The 18,254-nt window shown below is 68.0% G+C and carries 10 protein-coding genes and 3 pseudogenes; 3 read left to right on the plus strand and 10 right to left on the minus strand.

What is annotated here, in order from left to right:
• Window positions 1-85 precede the first annotated feature (85 nt).
• Together ACFWVE_RS26760 and ACFWVE_RS26765 are read right to left on the minus strand one after the other, a co-directional pair.
• On the minus strand, window positions 86-1,180 hold the full coding sequence (locus tag ACFWVE_RS26760; RefSeq protein ID WP_384018923.1) for a chemotaxis protein: 1,095 nt from the start codon (window positions 1,178-1,180) through the stop codon (window positions 86-88).
• Between the two features lie 67 nt (window positions 1,181-1,247).
• Window positions 1,248-2,825 (minus strand): alpha/beta hydrolase, encoded by a 1,578-nt coding sequence (locus ACFWVE_RS26765; RefSeq protein WP_384018926.1) that lies wholly within the window; start codon window positions 2,823-2,825, stop codon window positions 1,248-1,250.
• A 320-nt stretch (window positions 2,826-3,145) separates the two neighbouring features.
• On the opposite strand from ACFWVE_RS26765, the gene ACFWVE_RS26770 reads away from it, so the two are divergent.
• Together ACFWVE_RS26770 and ACFWVE_RS26775 are read left to right on the plus strand one after the other, a co-directional pair.
• Window positions 3,146-3,652: a hypothetical protein gene (locus tag ACFWVE_RS26770; protein ID WP_384018929.1), complete on the plus strand. Its 507-nt coding sequence runs from the start codon at window positions 3,146-3,148 to the stop codon at window positions 3,650-3,652.
• Window positions 3,653-3,810: 158 nt separating this feature from the next.
• Complete coding sequence (locus ACFWVE_RS26775) at window positions 3,811-4,212, plus strand: hypothetical protein (RefSeq protein WP_384018999.1); 402 nt, start codon at window positions 3,811-3,813, stop codon at window positions 4,210-4,212.
• Between the two features lie 10 nt (window positions 4,213-4,222).
• Here the strand turns inward: ACFWVE_RS26775 and ACFWVE_RS26780 are convergent, their stop codons facing one another.
• Window positions 4,223-4,810 (minus strand): tyrosine-type recombinase/integrase, encoded by a 588-nt coding sequence (locus ACFWVE_RS26780; protein WP_384018932.1) that lies wholly within the window; start codon window positions 4,808-4,810, stop codon window positions 4,223-4,225.
• Window positions 4,811-5,118: 308 nt separating this feature from the next.
• Between ACFWVE_RS26780 and ACFWVE_RS26785 the strand changes: the two genes are divergently transcribed.
• Entirely contained in the window at window positions 5,119-6,195 is a 1,077-nt protein-coding gene (locus ACFWVE_RS26785; protein ID WP_384018935.1) for a hypothetical protein, read from the plus strand.
• A gap of 75 nt (window positions 6,196-6,270) precedes the next feature.
• Here the strand turns inward: ACFWVE_RS26785 and ACFWVE_RS26790 are convergent.
• From ACFWVE_RS26790 to ACFWVE_RS26820, 7 genes and pseudogenes are all read right to left on the minus strand, one after another.
• Window positions 6,271-6,471: pseudogene (locus tag ACFWVE_RS26790) on the minus strand (IS256 family transposase); the annotation flags it as partial.
• Between the two features lie 76 nt (window positions 6,472-6,547).
• Window positions 6,548-8,093, minus strand: a pseudogene (locus tag ACFWVE_RS26795) (ISL3 family transposase).
• A 757-nt stretch (window positions 8,094-8,850) separates the two neighbouring features.
• Window positions 8,851-9,279, minus strand: a complete 429-nt coding sequence (locus ACFWVE_RS26800; protein WP_384018938.1) for a hypothetical protein — start codon at window positions 9,277-9,279, stop codon at window positions 8,851-8,853.
• Window positions 9,280-9,282: 3 nt separating this feature from the next.
• Window positions 9,283-15,474 (minus strand): DNRLRE domain-containing protein, encoded by a 6,192-nt coding sequence (locus tag ACFWVE_RS26805; RefSeq protein WP_384019002.1) that lies wholly within the window; start codon window positions 15,472-15,474, stop codon window positions 9,283-9,285.
• Window positions 15,475-16,409: 935 nt separating this feature from the next.
• Window positions 16,410-16,652, minus strand: a pseudogene (locus ACFWVE_RS26810) (transposase); the annotation flags it as partial.
• A gap of 193 nt (window positions 16,653-16,845) precedes the next feature.
• On the minus strand, window positions 16,846-17,331 hold the full coding sequence (locus ACFWVE_RS26815; protein ID WP_384018941.1) for a nucleoside deaminase: 486 nt from the start codon (window positions 17,329-17,331) through the stop codon (window positions 16,846-16,848).
• A 403-nt stretch (window positions 17,332-17,734) separates the two neighbouring features.
• Window positions 17,735-18,175, minus strand: a complete 441-nt coding sequence (locus ACFWVE_RS26820; protein ID WP_384018944.1) for an SPW repeat protein — start codon at window positions 18,173-18,175, stop codon at window positions 17,735-17,737.
• Window positions 18,176-18,254: the final 79 nt, after the last annotated feature.

Consider the following 18,254-nt stretch of genomic DNA (forward strand, 5'->3'; position numbering starts at 1 on the left):
TTATAAGAGACAGGCGGACAGGCACCTCACGACGGGAGGCGCGGCATCTCCCGGCACCGGCCTGCATGCAGGCCGGTGCCTGCCCCTAATACCGCAGTACGCCCGCGATCCGGTCCACGTCCCCGAGGGTGCCGTCCGGGACGAAGCGGACCTCGGCGCCCGTCTCCAGGCACTGCTCGACCAGCTCGTCCACGATGTCCTCACGGGCGTCCAGGTCGCCGGGCTCGGCGGCGACCAGATGCTCGCCCGCGTCGCGCACCGTCACCCGGAAGTTCTCCTCGACGGCCAGCATCCGGACCCGGCCGTCCCGGGTGTTCTGCCACAGCTCGTCGACCCCGGCCGCGAACCTCTTGCGCCCGCGGGCCGTCTCCAGCGCCCGGACGACGGCCTCCGCGCTCTTGCGGGCCTCGTTCTCGAGCGTGGGGCGCAGGGCCTGCCACACCGCGTCGGGCGTGCCGTGCGCGAGACCGCCGTGCTGGACGTGCACCGCGTCCCGGGCCACGCCGCCGGCCTCGCCCAGCAGGGACAGGGCGGCCGGCTCCCCGGTGACGTACAGGGGCCGCGGATGCCCACGCAGTACCGCGGCCATCGCGGTGTCGGCATCGCGCAGGAACCGTCGGGTGCCTTCGTCCCGGAAGACGCTCGGCTGATCGCCGACCCGCTCCAGGCGCTCAGGGTCGAAGTTCTCCTCGGCCCGGGTCAGCGGGAAGCCCCCGGCGTGCTCCTCGGTGACCCGGTCCGCGCCGCCGTTCCACAGTGTGGCCCGGTCGGGGGAGACGGACAGCACCCAGAAGGGACGCTCTGCCGTGTGGGCGGACACCAGGTTGCGGGTGAGGAAGGTGTCGGAGAGCACCACACGCTCCGGCACCGAACGGGCGAGCGACCACACCTGGTGCTCGCCCGGAGCGGCGAAGATGACCAGGCCGTCCTCGGCGTGCGTCAGGTCGACCTCGGCCAGGGCCCGGTCGAGCTGCAGCTCCACTTCTCCGCGCTGGTCCCGGGTGACCGCGGGATCGGCCTCCAGCTGTTTCCTGGCCTTGGCCACCACGTTGCGCAGCCGGACCGGGTCCTGGGCGTTGAAGGGCTCGCGCCGGTGCGTCGGTGTCAGCAGGGACACCGCGGGGTAGGGGCGCGGGCGGCGAAGCTCGGCAAGGGTCGTGGGACTCAGATCGTGCTCCATGACAGCACCATAGAGCCGAATCGCCAATAGGGCATTTGGGGCATCGTTGCGCCGTCCGGGTGCGGGTTCACGGGCGGGTGTCCTCCTCGTCGCCGCAGGAGCTGCCGCTGGGCGGCAGGGTGCCGTAGAGAAGGAAGTCGTCGATCGTCCGGTGGACGCATTCGGACGATCCGTAGCCGGTGTGGCCCTCGCCCCGGTTGTCCAGCACGACCGCGGACGGGCCGAGCCGCTCGGCCGTCTCCACCGTCCACCGGTACGGCGTGGCCGGGTCGCCCCGGGTGCCGACCAGCAGCATCCTCGGCGTGTCGAGGTCCCTGACCTCCTCGCGGATGAAGTCGGTCCCCCCGGGACGGCCGTGGCACATCAGGACCTGGGCGAGCCGGTAGCGGCCGAAGACCGGCGAGGCCTCCTCATAGGCGGCGCGCAGCCGGCCGAGGTCCCGGGTCACCTGCTCGGCGGCCGGGCGGTCGGGATCGTCCGCGCAGTTCACCGCCATCAGCGCGGCCGGCAGGTTGTCCAGGGGCACCTCCTCCTCGTCGACGAGCGGATCGTCGGCACGGTGCGGCAGGGGGAACGTCACTCCGCCGGTGGCGAAGGCCTCCACCCCGCGGGTGTCCCCGTCCTCCATCAGCTCCGCGAGCGCCCGCTGCAGCAAGGGCCACAGTTCCTCGCTGTAGAGGCCCTGGCCCAGGGCGACCGCGAGGTCCTGGCCGGTGAACTCGTAACCGAAGTCCGTCGGTACGGGATCCTCATCGAGCGAGTCGACCAGTTTCACGACCGACTCCCGTGCCTCGCGCGGATCCTGGCCGAACGGGCAGGCGATGTCCTCGGTGCACCAGGTCAGGAAGTGCTCGAGCGCGGTCTGCTGGCCCCGTACGCTCGCCAGTCCCTGTTCCGCCAGCGGATCGGTCAGTGTGTCCACCCCGTCCAGCACCAGCCGGCCCACCTTCTCGGGGAACCGGGCCGCGTACACCGCGGCCAGCCGGGTTCCGTACGAGAACCCCAGGTAGTTGAGCTTCTTGTCGCCGAGCACCTGCCGCATGACGTCCAGGTCGCGTGCGACGTTCACGGTGCCGATGTGCGGCAGGACCGGGCCCGAGTGCTCGGTGCATTCGGCGGCCACCTCGCGCAGCTGGGCCAGCGTTTTCCGCGGATCGGACATGTCGTCGCCGCCGGTGGCCTCCAGCGCCCGACCGGTGGCCTCCGTGCCGCAGCTGACCGGTGAGGAGCGGCCGACACCGCGCGGGTCGAAGGACACCACGTCGTACTCGTCGGTGAGACCCATGAACTCCTTGCCACCACGGGCGAGTCCGAGCACGCCCGAACCGCCCGGCCCGCCGAAGTTCAGTACCACCGAGCCGCGGGGCTCGCCCGTGCCGCGGTAACGGGCGAGGGCCAGGTCGAGGGCGCCCCCGCCCGGGTCGGCGTAGTCGACCGGGACGGTGATCTTCCCGCACTGCAGGTCCTCGGGCAGGTCCGTGCCCTCGCACGCCGACCATGTGATCCTCTGGTCGTAGAACCGCTCGAGGCCCCGGTCGTCGTCGGCGGCGGCCGCCGGGAGACCCGCGCCCAGCAGGGCCAGCCCGAGCGCTCCGGTGACCGCGCAGCGCCGGAACGGGAGTCGCATGGAGAGCTTGGCCAGCATCGATGCCTCCAGGGGCGCCCCACAGCGGACCGGGAACCGGCGCCCTCGATCACGATACGGGGGGTCCGCCGGCCCCGCCTGTCGGCCGGAGGCGTCCCGCGGTGCCCGGCCCGGCACTCCGGAGCCCCCAGCAGCACGCGTCTGTTCGGCGACCGGTATCCGATGTCGAGCGGCAGACGCCCCCCGAAGTGAACGGCGTGCGACTTTCGGACAAGCCACGACCCGGTTGGCGCACCCGCGTTCCCTCCGGCGCGGGTGAGCGCCCGCGACCACGGCCGGAAGGCAGGCACCTCATCCCTGAAGGGAATCATGGACGAGTGATGTCGACCGAAGCAGCAGCACTCGTCCTACAGGACCATGCCGCCCTCTGGAGCATGGGCGAGATCCGTGCAACCGATGTCGTCACCGGCGCCTGTAATGCGCTCGTCGCCGGCCTCGATGGTCCCGCCCTGCGGATGCTGGCCGCGTGCACACGCGCGGAGGCGGATTACGACGTCCCCGATCTCCTTCCCCTAGCACTCGACGAACTGGGCCTCACCTTCTACCCAGTAGGCAGCCTTGCCGGACAGGAAGCCGCCGCACGAGCACTTGCCGCCCGAATGCTGGCCGGCGAGTTGACGCCACGCGAGCTGGCTTTCCGGATCCACCAGCGCTTCGGGCACGAACTGCCCTTGGCCGAACGACTCGCCAACCTGGACGACGAGTACGACATCCTCGAGTACGGCGACAGGACACCGGCACAGGTCGACGCCGACGTTCTGGCCGAAGCTCTTCGGCTCACTCAGAATCCTCGTGTTACACCCGAACCCACGGATCCACTGACCTGAAGCACACCGGTGGACCCTTGGGTTCGCACTGAAGAGACCTCGGTTTCCGTGAACCCACGGGGCTCCTCGGCCTCGGGACTGGTAGGCCCGCATGTCCAGGAGTCGCGTATTCGCCGTAGCCGTCGGCCGACCGGGACCCTGTGTCGGTGCTCTGCGGCATGATGACCGGCGTGAACACCGAGATACTGATAGACGTCTGGCAGCGGCTTCTCGCCGACCCTCGCAAGTCGTGGGTGCTGTTCGAGCATGGCACTTGTCTCGTGCCGACCGCTCCGGAAGGGGAGCTTGCTGATCAGGCCACTGACCTCCTGAAGAAGTTCGGCCCGGCGCATGCCGGGTCTTCGGCAGGAGACTTTGGGGTGATCGACCTCAAGGACGTCGAGGGATGGGCCGTCACCGGGCATCACAACGATGTCCTTACCTATGTCGGCCCCGACGAGACTCAGGATCAGTCGCGGATCGCTGTCGGGCTGTTCGGACGTTCCAAGCGCCACCGGGACGGCACCGAGCTTCACGTCGTCCACGTTGAGGACAAACGAGGCTCAGCGGACCCAGCGTGAGTACCGCGCTTCATCGCTGGTGGTCTCCGGGAGCGTATCGGCTCCAGGTTCCGCCGGCTTCGGTGACCAGCCGTGTGGCGGTCCTGTCGTGATAGCCGAGTGCCTTCGCGATGACGGGGGCCGGGGCTTGGAGGACGAGCTGACGGATCGCGGAGGTCCTGCCGCGCTGAGGAGGGACGCCGATCTCACGCAGATGGACTTGGAGACTGGCCGGGTTCATCGGCTGTCCGGGCTGCCGGCCGGGGAAGAGCCACTGCGAGCTCCCGCTGCTGGTGTAGGGCAGATGCTGGCGGGACTGGATGTAGGCCCGCATCAGGTTGGCGACGGGCTCCGGCAGCGGGGACGGCGGGTCTCCCAACTGGACGGTGACGGTGGTCTCGTCGTCGGTGACGTCGTCGATGGTGAGGCGGACGAGGCGGCTGACGGGTTGCGCACAGAGGAGAACGAGCGCGGCGGCGACCCGGGCCCGCAGGGGCAAGGTGTCGTCATTGAGGACCCGGCGGAGGATCGCGAGCCGGCGGTGCTGGTGCAGCGGCTCCGAGTCCTGGGTGATGACCGTGGACGGCAGCGTGAGGCGGGGCGTCCGGCCGGTCTTCATGCACCACCGCAGGAATGACTGGGACGGACGGCGGGTGGCCAGGCCCTCGGTGTGCCAGGCGTCGATGTCGGCCTGCTGACACTACCCGGCCTTGGGGAAAGGCCCCGAAGTCCTTGCCGCTGCTCCGGAGTCGAGCGGTCTCTCGTCCCGCGGCCTCGTCCGGGCCGTCAACGTGAAGCCGGCATCCGCCGGCGAACCAGACAGGCCTGTTGTCACGTGGCCGGGTCGGTGGGAGTTGCAGCCAGTTGAGCGCTGACGCAGGTTGAGGCGGCAGGGGACTGTCGGTGACTGGTGGCAGGATCACTGGCATGGGTTTCGTACGTACTACTCCGCCGCGGCCCGTGGATGTGACCGCGGTCTTTCCCGAGCTGGCTCCCCTGGCGCGACCTGCGATGCGGCTGCATCCGCGTCCGGGGCCGCCTTCGGTGAGGGACAGTTCGGTCGGTGGGCCGTTGCTGTGGCCGGCCGAGGAACCGTGGCCGCACTGCGAAGACGCGCACCTGCACGTGGACACTGGATTCCGCCGGTCACCGACCGAAGTGCGGCTCCAGAGACGCTTGCAGTCCCGGTGGCGCCCTGATGACCGACCTCCCGCGTTCACGCCCGAGGAGGAAGCGCTCAAGGAGCGCAGTGCCGCGTTGCTCGCCGAACGGCTCGACGCCGGCCCTCCCTGGCCCGCCGAATGCCCGGTCCCGATGTTGCCCGTGGCTCAGCTCTTCCTACGTGACATACCCCTGTTGCGGCCGCCCAGGCAGGCCGATCTGCTTCAGATTCTCTGGTGCCCGTACGAGCACGAACCGGATTACAAACCGGCGACCGCACTGTTCTGGCGGTCGGCCGCGGAGGTCGGTGACATCCTCGCCACACCACCGGAACCGTACGAGGCAGACTATCCGGGTTACGTGCCAGAACCGTGCCTGCTGGCACCAGAGGCGATCACCGAGTACCCCAACAGCCTGGATCTGAGCCCGGAGCTGCAGCGGATGCTGGAGAACCGGAACAGATGGCAGGCAGCCGGCGCCGACATGGACAGCTCCTACGCGGAGTATCCGCGCGACTTCTATTCCATTCATCTGGGCAACGCACCCGGCTGGAAGGTCGGCGGCTGGCCCCCTTGGGGCCGCACCGACCCGAACCCCCGGTACTGCGCTGTGTGCGAGGCGCAGATGGTCCCGCTACTGACGATCGCTTCCTGGGAGTGGGACGGCGGTGAAGGTCACAGCTGGGCGCCACAGGAAGACCAGGCCGCCGCCCTCGCTGGCTCCTACTACGCGGGCCGGGACCCCTCGCAGCCAACGAGGGTAGAAGTAGGCAGCACGGACAACATGCAGATCTACGTCTGCCCGACCTCCCCCGAACATCCACACACCGACCTGATCCAATGAACTGTCGGGCCTGTCACGCATACGTCGTTGGGCATGCCCAGGAAACCCGGTGTCCACTCCCGGGGATCAACCTCAGTCGGTGATCTCGCCCTCCAGAGCGGATTCCAGCAGCCGCTTGGTCAGCTGCTGCAGCAGCCCGCCCTCGCCGGTCGGCTGCAGGCCCCCGGCCTGGGCCCGGCTCACCGGCTCGTCGATCAGCTGGTCGTCCACGGCCCTCGCCGACACAGCCACTGCCGCCTCGCCGGCCTCGTCCTCGGCCACGTTCTCACTGGTCATCGATGCACCTTCCATGATCGGGAGTTACACCGAACGATTGGCTCTGTCCCACATTCGGTGGTGACTCCGCGTGGCGTTATCCGAGGAGGATGCGGCGGCGAAGCAGGGTGAAGCCTGCTGTCCGTGCATCTGGCGGGCAATCCGCTTGGTCTTGGTGCTGACGCCCTCGGTCGGGCCGTTGCTGTACGGGAGTGTGAGTGCGGCGATCACAGCGTCGCGGTCTCGCTCGAGACCGCGGGTGAAGGCGTGCGGATACGGCAGATCGGCCGCGCGGACCTGGGCGACCCGTTGGTCGGGTGCGTCGGCGTTTTCTGGCTGAGGCTTCAGGAGTGGGGCGAAGGTCCCGATGCGGGCTGCCAGTTGGGTCGACTCGGGGCAGGCGGCGGTGAGCCGGGCCAGGAGGTCGTGGTGCTCGGCCTTGAGGTTGTCGGGCCCGGTGAGGAGCATCCGGGCGAGTCCGCGTGCGGAGATATGGCTGCGGTCGGCGTCCGCGCGGCCTTGGTCGATGTACTTGTGCAGGAGGTTGAGGCAGCCCGTGAAGCCGAGGGCCTTGATCTCTCCGAAGAGGTGCTGGACGGGGACGGCGGGGTCGTCGGCCCGGCGTTTGCGCAGGTGCTCGCGGTATGGATCGACGAGGCTGGCGCGGTTTTTCGGGACGCGGAGCATCCGCTCGGGCGGGTCGGCTCGGGCACAGCGTTTGACGGTGTTAAGGGCCGGCTGCAGACGGCGGCCGCATTCGAGGAGACCCACGCCCTGGTCGAGGAGGTCGTGGATCTGGTGCCAGCGTTCCAGGGTGGTCCGTGCGCGGGGCCCGTCATACAGGGGCGCCTCCAGTACGCTGGCCCAGCAGGTGCTGTGCGCCTTGATCTCGCTCAGAGCGGCTTCGCGCAGGTTGTGCCACAAATGCCAGCGGTCACCGACCTGCACTGCATCGGGCAGAACGCGGCGGATGACCTCGGCGTAGGTCGCCGAGCCGTCACGGCACACGATCTCGACGCCCGGATGCTCGCGCGGCCAGGCTTCCAGGGTGTCAGCCGTGCGGTCGGGCAGCACGTCGATCCGCTCATGGGCCTCGGCGTCGATCACCACGGTGGCATAGCGGTGCCGCCGGCGCAGAGCGAAATCGTCGACGCCGATCACGCGGGGCACCCGTCCCGTGGGCAACGGGATCCGCAACAGGGCACGGAGAGCCGTGTGACGCGACAGACCTACCGCGAGTATCGCCAGTACGCGTGCCCCTGCCCGGCCCGCTAACTCCTTGACTACCGCCTTGACCTGCGCGGTCAGGCGGGTGGTGCGTCGCTGACAACGCTCCAGCACCCCGGACACTTGTTCGCGGAAGGTGTGACGGCAGCCGCGTGTGGGACGGACCAGACGCCGCACCCGTACGCGGACCACCACTCGTCGGCCGTCGGCCGTCGGCCGTCGACCGGTACGTCGGCCACTGCCCGCCAGTGATAACCGTGAACACGCCCCGACGACGCCCCGCGCACCGGGCAGGGCGCGGTCTCCTTCGGAGCCCGCGCCCTCACCACGATCCGCTCGCCCTCGTCGACCACATCCTCAATGACCAGCGGAGATATCCCCGAAAAGACCATCTGCGCAAGCTGGTTGACATCCATCACATGGATATCAACGACCCTTCACCACGCGGAGTCACCACCGAATGTGAGACAGAGCCGAACGATTTACAGTCCCGTTTCCCGCTCGACGCGGACGCGGTGCAACGGGTCAGGGGCGAATTCGAAAGTCATAGGGGTTCCCGTCGTTGTCCTTGCGTGGTCTCTGAACGCGGCGGGGAACCTCGGACCGCACCGCCGAAGCGGGGCCCCGGCCGGGGGCCGCGACGCCCGGCCGGCACCCGGTGGAGCATGCAGGTCGGGCCTCTCGCAATCCACTTCGGGCGCAATCCGTCGGAGGGTCACTGACCCCTTCCGCGGCCGTCGCGAGAAGTAGTGAAATCGATCATGAGGGGTGAGGTCGGCGATTCACCGGGCCCGACATGAAACCTGCCGGATGACGTCAGATCGACTGTGCTTCGACTCCCGGCACTAAGGTTTGTTCAGCTATTCCGCGATGCTCGCGATGAACGTGTGGATCTCGGCAGTGATGTTGCGCGTATCCTCGCCTGCCGCGTACACCGGGGTGGTCTCGAACTGCTATTCCCCTGAGGGTGCCCGGTCGCGGATTTCCCAGTTCGGGTGGGTGCATCCGCCGCGGCCCCGCCTCCTGCCAGGACGTTCACGTCGCAATTCCGTTGACGCTCGCCCGCTGCCACCGCACCGTCCGATCACACGGCGCAGGTCCGGCATGCGTGACCTCGTCGCATGCCGGACCGCTCCCATCGGAGGTGATCTCCGCTTACGGTGGTGCCGGAACTCAGTTCATCGTCTCGACCAAGTTTCTGGCCCAGGAGGACAAGTCGTCCGCGGAGTCACCACTCACGCTTGCGGAGTAGGTTTCCGAACCGACCCGGACTTTCAGAACCAGGTACTTGGACGCCAGAAGGTAGCGGCTCTTTGTCACCCTGGCGTCGCCGGCGAACACCTTTTGCACGAGCTCGCTCAGGTGTTCCGTGCGGACGTCGTCGAAAGTGAACTCGTCCAGCATGAGCCGTGCGCTGTCAGGGTGGTTGGCCGCCCCCATGACGAAGAGGTAGACCTCGTGACCGAGGATGCTTCCGCTCCAGTCCGCGACCCAGGCGCCTTCGTCCCACCGCTCGCTGAACGCGTCGTCTTCCACGCCGAGCGAACGGAGCCCGGATTCAAGTTCCACCACCGCGGCTGGCCTGTCAGGTCTTCCCGTCATGTGTCACAGCCACCTTCCGACTCTGAGATCCCAATGTCTCCTCTTGCCGAATTTCACCCGAAATACGGTCCGGGCGGCCTTGCGACCGAGTGTCTTCTTGAATCCGACGGCACTCCATCCAACACCCCGGTTCCGGCGGTTGAGGTACCCCTGCCGACCGCGATGGACATCGCCGAAGAACCTGCTCCGCTCACCGAAGTACCGGTTGTTGTTCCACCGGGCTCCACGCGCTCGGTACTGGGTGACTGCCTTTACATACTTCTTGTGCTTCCGGTACGACTTGTAGGCACGATATCCCGTCTTTGCGGCACGGTAGACCTTGCGGCAGTGCTTGTAGCAGCTCCATGCCGCCCGTGCTCCCCAGACGACGAGGGGCACCCAGCGGCCGGTCAGGTCGAATTTGTTGACCGGGTCGGCGTAGGTGTACTCGTAGGCGTTGGCGCTGCCGCCGTAGACCGGGTCGAGGGAGAGGAAGCGGCCGGTAGCGGGGTTGTAGAGGCGGGCGCCCATGAGGGTGAGGCCGGTGAGGGTTTCGGCGGAGCGTTGTTTGGCGCCGAGCCAGTTGTAACGGGTGGCCTCCTGTCCGGGGCGGGGATTGCCGTATTCGTCGTTGTCCAGGGCGACGGGCGCCTGGGATGTGTCGAGCGGGAGCTGGAGGGCGACGTCGCCGTGGATGGTGGTGAGTTGCAGGATCGTGTCGCCGGTCTTGCCGGTGGTGGCGGCCAGGTCGCCACCGGCGGAGTCGACGTTGCGGGTCAGGGCGCCGGTGGTGGTGTCCTCCACGATCCAGCGGGGGTTGTCGCCGTCGCCGTCGTAGTGGTTGGTCTTGGACGCGGTCTGGGTCCAGGTGGTGCCGCTGCCGGTCTCCACCGTCCAGGAGCGGAAGCGCAGGTTGGCGTCGAGCTGCCAGGTCTGTCGCTTGCCGTTCGCGGTCTGCTGGTGGGCGAGGTCGTTGGTGTAGTAACTGATGGTGCTGCCGGGCAGGGTAGTGGTGCGGCCGAAGGCGTCGTAGGTGTAGCCGGTGTTCACGAGGCGGTCGGCGCTGTCGTAGGTGTAGTCGGTGGTGGTGGCTCCGGTGGAGGTGCAGGCACTGCCCGAGTCCGCGGTGGCGGTGGTCAGTGTCTTGCGGTTGGAGCGCTGGTCGAAGGCGTAGGTGCGGCGGGTGCAGACCTCTCCGACGGTGTCGTCGACACTCGTGAGGCGGCCGGCCTTGTCGTAGGTGTACTTCTGCGCGGACCAGCCCTGGTGGCTGGTCACCTGGCCGTGAACGGACTCGGTGACGGTGTCGGTGTAGACGGTGGTGCCGTCACTGTCGCGGGTGTAGGCGCGTGTGGTGGTGGCGCCGGTGGGGTCCTCGGCGACGTTCAGGGTGTAGCCGCCGGGGAGTTTTTCGCTGGTGAGTGACCCGTCGGCGTCGTAGGCGGCGAAGAAGTCACCGGCGACGGAGTCGCTGGTCTTGGTCACCAGGCCGCGGGGTTCGTTCGTGTGGTCGTAGGTGTAGGTGGTCGTGGAGGGGACGGTGTCGCCGGTTTTGACCGGCCGGTCGAGCTTGTCGTATTCGGTGGTGGTCTTTCCTGCGTCGGCGTCGGTGTAGGAGATGAGCCGGCCGAGCTTGTCGTAGGCCTTGGTGATGGTGCCGCCGCTGGGGGAAGTCACCTTGGTGACCTGGCCGGTGACCGGATCGTACTCGGTGGTCACGTCGGGGACGGCTTGGCCGATGCCTCCGGTGACCATGGTCTTCACGGGGCGGCCGGCGTCGTCGTAGGTGGTGATGGTGGTGCGGGTCTGGCCGTTGGCCGTGTCGGTGACCGAGGAGAGCTGGCCGTAGTAGTCGTACTCGGTGGTGGTGTCGGGCAGATTGGCCGGGTTGGTGCCACCGCCAGTGATGGCGCCGGCCGGACCGGTCCAGCAGACCTGGTCGGCCCACTCGGGACGGCCCTTGCACCAGCCGGTGCCGTCGGCTGCCCAGTACTCGGTGATGCGGGTTGCGGCGTCACTGCCGGTGGAGCTGGGCAGTGACTGGGAGGTGACGCGGCCCTGGGTGTCGTAGCCGGTCGAGGTGGTCAGGTTCAGGCCGCCGGCGTCCTGGATGGTGAGGGTGGGCAGGCCCTTGGCCCAGTCGTACTGGGTCTCGGTGACGCGCTTGTCCCCCATGATCGAGTAGTAGTCGCGGACCCGGGCACCGGTGACTTCCAGGGTGACCTGGTCCTTGACGGTGGCGGTGCCGTTGGTGGGACGGCCTTCGTCGTACTCCTTGACCGCCCAGGTGCGGGCGGGTACGGAGGTGCCGGCCTCGACCAGGACGGTGGTGCCGTCCTTGAGGTCCTCGCTCAGGTCCACGCGGTGCAGCGGCCCGAGTTCCTCGAGTTCGCGGGTGCCGGTGTCGTTGTAGAGCGAGGTGGTCGACAGCAGCAGGGCCCGCTCGGACGCGGACCGGGAGATGATGCCCAGGTCGGTCAGGGCGTCCTTGTGGGCGTCCGTGGTACCGAGCGCGAGTTCGCGGTTGCCGGCGCTCAGTTCACGGACGGTGTTGCCGAATCGGTCGTACTCGGTGGTGGTGATGGACTTGCCCGGCTCCGCGGTGTTGACCTCGCGGCCGGAGGCGTCGAGGTAGTGGACGGTCGCCCGGCCGTAACCGGCGGAGGTGAGGTCATTGCCGTCGTGGGACTCCGGGACGGCGTCGGCCGGGAAGACGGCGGTGGCATCGCTGGGGGTGTCGAGCTGACCCCAGACGGCGGTGTCGGAGGCGCCCATCTGGTGCGGGGCCCTGGTACCGGACAGCGGAACGCCGTAGACGATGCTGGTGGTCGCCTCGCCCTCCACCGTGTCCACGGTGCCCTGCCGCAGAGCGGGCCGGGAGACCTTCAGGAGCATCCCGTCACCGGGAGCGGTGCCGCTGCCAGCGTTGCCGTAGGTGAAGGTGTAGGGCAGCTCGCCGGGCGGCTCCATCCAGGTGATGCGGCCCTCGTGGTAGGCGTACTGGGTTTCGGTCTGCTGCCCGGTGCGCGGGTCCCAGGACTGCCGCAGCCGGCCCATCGAGTCGTAGCGGTAGGCGGCCGCGGCGGTTGCACTGGCCGCGGTGGCCCCGGACTCGGTGGCCCACAGCCGGATCTGCTTGACCTGGCCGGCGAAGTCGCCGAACTGGGCGTCGGTTTCCGTGCCGGTGGCCGTGGTGGCCGTGGCGTAGACGAACTCCAGCACCCGACAGCCCTTGGCCGACGGGGTGGCCTCGCAGGCCGCCGCTGTGGCCGCCGAGGTCGGAGCGATGAGCCGCTTGGGGCGGGCCAGCGTCTTGCCGTCCACGGTCACCGTCTCCGAGACCACCGTGGTGGTGGAGTGCGACAGCCCTTCCTGCAGGGTGCTGGAGACCTGCCAGGTCGTGGCGGCAGCGGCGGGCTTGGTGAAGGTGGTGACGATGCCGTCGAGGTCCGACAGAGTGAAGGAGCCGCTGGTGCCTCCCTTGAGGACGAGGTCCTCGGCTCCCGGCTCACTCACCCAGGCGGTCTTTGCGGCGTTGGCCGTGAAGTGGACCGTGTCGCCCTCTTCCATCACGAGGTCGACGGCGGTGTCGGAGACCTTACGAATGTGGCTGTAGTCGCTCTCGGTTTCCTCCGCGATCGTTCCGGCGACCCACTCCTTGCCGAAGATGGCGGCTTGGCCTTCCTGCTTGGCGCCCTGGTCGGGGGTGCGGGAGGAAGCCGTGCGGGTCACCGACATGCCGAAGAACGACGCGTCGGTCTCGGAGAGGGTGTAGTCACCGGTGAGCAGGTTCAGCGAACCGGGACCGACCTCGGTGGCGGCCGCGCCGTCGGCGTTGCGGTCCACGACCACGGTCAGCGGAGCGGTGCTCGAGGAAGCAGAATCCGGACCGGTGAAGTCGGCTTTGATCTGGACGGTCCCGTCCGGGGACACGGTGTTGGTGGTGTTCCACACCAGCGGCGCGTTCTTGCCGTTCGTCAGCGCGACCGGCCAGGCGGTGAGCGCGGTCCCGCCCGCGGTGACGTCACCGGCCGGGATCCTTACCCAGGCGTCGGCCTCCGAACGGCGCCAGGAGAAGGAGACCTGGTCGTATTTTCCGGCCTCGGCCTCGGCGACCAGCGGCAGTCGGCGTGCGGTGCGCTCGCCCTCGGACGGCTGGAGGAACCCGCCCGAGCCGGCGTGGAAGATGTACTCCAGCGCCTCGGACTTGTTGTCGGCCTTGTCCACCGAGCGGACCTGCAGCGTGTGGGTGCCGTTCTTCGGGGGAGCGACGCTGATGTTCTTGGCCGTCGAGGTGCCTCCGGTGGTGACCTTGGTCCAGGTCACTCCGTCCAGTGACCACTCCAGCCAGTTGTGGTCGGCTGTCGGCGGGGTGACGGTGAACGTCCCGGCCTGGCCGGCGCCCTTGACCCACTGGCCGGACGGGTAGTCCGTCGAGGTGATCTTCGTCGGGGCGGACGGGGCGGAGGTGTCGACGGTGAATGTCTTCCACGCCGACCAGCCGGTGTTGTAGTGCGTGCCGTCGTATGGGCTGGTGCGGAACTTGTACGTCTTGCCGTTGGCCAGTACCCCGGACGGAACCGTCACCGAGGCAGCTGAGCCGGAAGCCACGAACTTGGAGACCATGTTGGTCCCGACCTGCGTGGTGCCGGTGGAGTCATACACCTGGAAGGTGCCGTTGACCTTGTCGCCGTCGGCGTCGACGAAGGTGTCCCGCAGCGTCGGTGTGGTCGTGTTCACCTGGTATGCGCCGCTGTAGGAGAAGAACGGCGGTCCGGCTTCCTGCTTGGTGCCAATCTTGGGCCGGAAGTTGTACTTCACCACCAGCTTCGGCGGGTTGGAGGCGGCGTTGGCGGAGTTGACCCGCTTCCACTGTGCGACCACCGACTCGCTGGAAGCCTGCAGGCCCATGTGGCCGCGGCTGGTCTTGGCCGACGCCCACTCCTGCACCAGTGACGTCACATCCGCGTTGATCCAGCCGTCGGGCTGCGTCGAGCAGGCAGTGTTGCCGCGGGTCTCGTCCGAGGTGGCTTTCTTCGCGGTCATCGTGGGGCGGTTGGCCCACCGGCTGGAGGTCGAGGCCGCCCCAGAAGACCACACCTCCCACGGGTAGAGCTTGCAGTCGGTATTGCCGGAGTGGAAGTTCCACAGGGACAGCTTGGCACTGGAGACCAGCGCGTCCTGCAGGCCCGCGGTGTTCCAGGTGATGAAGGACTGCGCGGTGCGTGGCGTGCCGTTGCTGTTCGTGGTGCCGGGGCTGCCGAAGTCCAGCTCGGTGTCGGTGGACAGGTCGACGGTCTCGCCCTGCTGCACGTAGGTGTCGAAGACGTTTGACAGGGACGACGTCGACGGGTCGATGGTGACCGGGTACTTCGTCTCCGGATCCGTCAGGAACTTCGCGTCCGGGGTGACGACCAGGTCCACGCCGTCCTTGGTTTTGACGACCTTCATGGCGACCCTGGCCCGGTTGGTGTGCTCACCGGAGCGCTTGTCGACGCTTGTATCCCACATCATTGGCGCGGGCATGACAGCCCGCTTCCTGCTCTTCTTGTCAGTGAAGAGCACACTGCCGTCCTTGAGCTGCTTGGCCCTTAGCCCTTTGGCTCTGAGTGGCAGCGTGTAGGAGTAGCCGTCCGTGCTGGGGCGCTGCTTGAGCTCGACGTACTGCTCGAACCCGGTACGGGTCGCTTCCACCACGACGTCGGCACCGGGCACAGCGTTGGTGTACTCCGCCCGAGTGCCGTCCAGCTTCGGCTTGGGCAGACCGCCCTTCCACTGCAGTGTGATCTGCTCGTCGCCCTCGCCCAGCGTTACCAGATCGACAGCCTTGGCCTGCTGTGCCGCCTTCAGCGACTTCGCCGGCGTACCTGTCCGGCCCGCCAGCCGCAGCTTGTCGGGATGGGCCACGGGGGCCACCCCGTCGTCCGAGGCGCGCAGATCCACGTCGACATTGACCCAGGTGCTGTCCCGCTTGAAACGGACCGGACCTGCCGACAGCTCCGTGGTCAGACTGCCGTTCTTGTTCACCCACGTCGTCGAGGTCTCCGTGCGCTCGCTCAGCGCCTCCACCCGCCGGCCTGACAAGCGGGCCGCGACCTTGGCTGACGCAATGTCCGACGCGGCTGACACCCCCTTGGCCTTGCCTTCCCTCCCCGAGCGGTCCGCATCGGCCGGAGCGGCCGCCGTAGCCGCCCCCTCCAGCACCGTCACCGACAGGAGAACAGCAAGCCCGCCTGATATCCAGCGCAGACTCCTACTTTTCTCACGCCACACCCACCCTCTCTCTTCAGGAGAAGGCATTGCCGCTTCAGGTCTCACGAGCCCATTCCCATCTTTCATCTGTAAGGGAAACGTGAACGACTCGAAAAGTAACCAGGGACACAAGATCACCAAAAGTGCAACTTGGACATCCCCTTACTCTTTTATGTGCGTGACCTTGATCACAGTACGTAATGTAACAAATACGGAAGGGGTCCCTCCGCTGAATTGAATCAGCCAACACGAAAAGAACAGGCCAGCAGGATTGACTGAAAAGCGCACCTCTTCATGCCTATCGCGAGCACCACCCTCAATCGGCCCCAACGACGACATCGCACCGAACGTGCACCCAGAGGTAAGCTCCCTGCGCAAACACTCCCACCAGCGACTTCACCATCGCGCCACCCTCTAATTCCCCCCAGTCTGCAATCAATAAAGACATCACCAGAAAGGAATCCATGTGAGCCCGCGCATGCCACTTATCTGCACCTATGTCTTTGCTGCGCTAACTTGTGCTGCAACACTTTTCACGCTTGTGAAGTACGGCACACGGATGGCCTTCAATTTTACCGTTCCCATACTCGGATCAGTCATTGCAATATGTCTCACCCGCCACGGAACGCGCGTTCCCGTACGAAGAGCCGAGAGCGCTAGACCTGCCGCCCCCTCTCGGGAATTTTCCGCAATTTGCACAGATGGAGAAACTCGCTCCGAAGGTGCCGATGAATCACATTTGAAATCCCGCACTGCCACGATTATTCAATGAGTCCTTTCCTTTTTAACCTCGATCTTGCGTGAGGGTCCGCCGACGGAGTCGGTGGGCCTTTTCGCTTTCCGGGACGGATGGTGAGCAGGCCGGTGGTCCGACTGTCGTGTCGGGTGGGCGCCGGGTTCCACTGCCCGGGGTGGGTGAGGCGGAGGATTCTGCGCCGGCCGGTGGTGGCGCGCTGGGCGGCCGCGGAGAACAGGCGGAACCGCAGGCGGTGGGGTTTCCAGAGCCGTGCCTTGCCGGTGAGGGCGAGCATGGGCATCCAGGCCGGCAGGTCGAGGGCGATCTGGACGATCTCCAGCCAGACCTTGTTCTGTGCGGTGTGGTTGAGGGGCAGGTTGCGCAGGCCGGTGGCCCGGGCGGCCCGGGCAGTCCCGGTCCCCGCCACCGGAGCGGCCTTCTTCCTGGGCGGGGTCGCCCTGTACCGCCGCTCCCGCCCAGGGGCGGGCGCACAGGCCTGAGACCTGTGGCCAGAGGCATGGGGTGCGAAGCCCGAGGCCTGAGGTTCGGGGCAGATACCGGCGGGACACCGCCCGTCGGCGGCGACGCCCCGCGCCCCGTCAGCCGCCCGCGCCATGGAACCTGTGGTGCAGTTCCCGTACAGCCTCCGTCAGCCCGGGGACGGGCCCGTCCACGCTCACGCCGGGGGCGATCTCGTTCACGGGCAGTGTCCGCACCGGCGGCGCGGGCATGCCCAGTTCGGCGAGCCAGGAGCCCAGTTGGGCGGAGGAGGCGACGTACACGATCCGGCCGAGGCCCACCCAGGCGTGTGCGGCGGCGCACATCGGGCAGTGTTCGCCGGAGGTGTACACGGTGGCGGAGGCCCGCTCCCCGGGTGTCATCCGGGCCGCCGCCCAGCGCGCCAGTTCGAACTCGGGGTGCCGGGTGCGGTCCCCGGAGGCCACCCGGTTGCGGTCCTCGGCGAGGACGGTGCCGTCGCCGGCCACCAGGACCGAACCGAACGGCTCGTCCCCGGCCTCCAGTGCCTCGCCGGCCAGCTCCACGCAGCGGCGCAGATAGGGCAGTTCCGTGTCCTTCACGACCATGGCGTGGCCTCTCTCACCGGGAGCAGATCGGCGGCCACCTTATGCACGGGCGTCGTGCGGACGCGATGCCCTCTCGTTGCCCGGGAGTCCGGCCGGGCCCGTGCCCGGGTGCCGTATGGAAACGTCACCGCGACGACCCGTTCGCGTACGTTCCGTAGCAGCGTCCCGCACTCCGCCCGCACGGGCGGCCCGGGCCTCGCGCGCCTGTTTCCAGGGGGCACGCGAACGGGTCCGGTGGCCGCACCCTCGTGGTGCCTCCCACCGGACCCGTTCCGGACCCGACGGCTCCCTTCCCGGGATGCCCTGAGGGGATCCCGGCCTGTCGTGCGGATCATGCCGGGCTCGCGGGGTCCGGCACCGGACCCCGTTCCCTGATCCAGCGGCCCGGTCCGGACGAAGGACCCTAGGTCCTCGGGGTGCTCCTGGACGCCGTGGCGACGCACATGAGGCCGAGCGCCAGGGTCAGGACGCCGATGATGATGTTGTTCCAGATGACGCCCGCGTCCGGATCGGTGCCGACGATCCATGGTGAGACGACCATCCACACACCGAGGGCGCACATGGCTCCGCTGAGGCCGTACATGCGCGCCGGCGCGGCGGTGAAGCCGAGGGCGAGCAGGCCGATCGCGATGCCGACAATCAGGTTGTGGGGCACGAGCGCGGGCTGGCTCGTCGTGTAGTGGAGTATCCAGGGGGACACCGCGCAGTAGAGGCCGAGCAGGAACACCGGTCCGTCCACCAGGACCACATCACGACCGCCGAGCATACGGTCGTACCGTGCCTGCATTTCCGGAGCATCGGGGTGGCCCGCGATGTCATCACGGGGATGCGAGACGTTGGCCATGAGTCGTCTCCTTCGACTGACAGGCCTCACCGCTTCTGGGGTGGTATGCGGCAAGCGCCACGTAGGGTCATTCTGCGCT

This window comes from Streptomyces sp. NPDC058632 (assembly GCF_042717095.1).
Lineage (GTDB): Bacteria > Actinomycetota > Actinomycetes > Streptomycetales > Streptomycetaceae > Streptomyces.

Coding starts and splice junctions, on each gene's coding strand:
- ACFWVE_RS26815 (WP_384018941.1), bottom strand. CDS start 17,331: ATGGTCGTGAAGGACACGGAACTGCCCTATCTGCGCCGCTGCGTGGAG.
- ACFWVE_RS26770 (WP_384018929.1), top strand. CDS start 3,146: ATGTCGACCGAAGCAGCAGCACTCGTCCTACAGGACCATGCCGCCCTC.
- ACFWVE_RS26760 (WP_384018923.1), bottom strand. CDS start 1,180: ATGGAGCACGATCTGAGTCCCACGACCCTTGCCGAGCTTCGCCGCCCG.
- ACFWVE_RS26780 (WP_384018932.1), bottom strand. CDS start 4,810: ATGAAGACCGGCCGGACGCCCCGCCTCACGCTGCCGTCCACGGTCATC.
- ACFWVE_RS26765 (WP_384018926.1), bottom strand. CDS start 2,825: ATGCTGGCCAAGCTCTCCATGCGACTCCCGTTCCGGCGCTGCGCGGTC.
- ACFWVE_RS26800 (WP_384018938.1), bottom strand. CDS start 9,279: ATGACGGGAAGACCTGACAGGCCAGCCGCGGTGGTGGAACTTGAATCC.
- ACFWVE_RS26820 (WP_384018944.1), bottom strand. CDS start 18,175: ATGGCCAACGTCTCGCATCCCCGTGATGACATCGCGGGCCACCCCGAT.
- ACFWVE_RS26775 (WP_384018999.1), top strand. CDS start 3,811: ATGATGACCGGCGTGAACACCGAGATACTGATAGACGTCTGGCAGCGG.
- ACFWVE_RS26785 (WP_384018935.1), top strand. CDS start 5,119: ATGGGTTTCGTACGTACTACTCCGCCGCGGCCCGTGGATGTGACCGCG.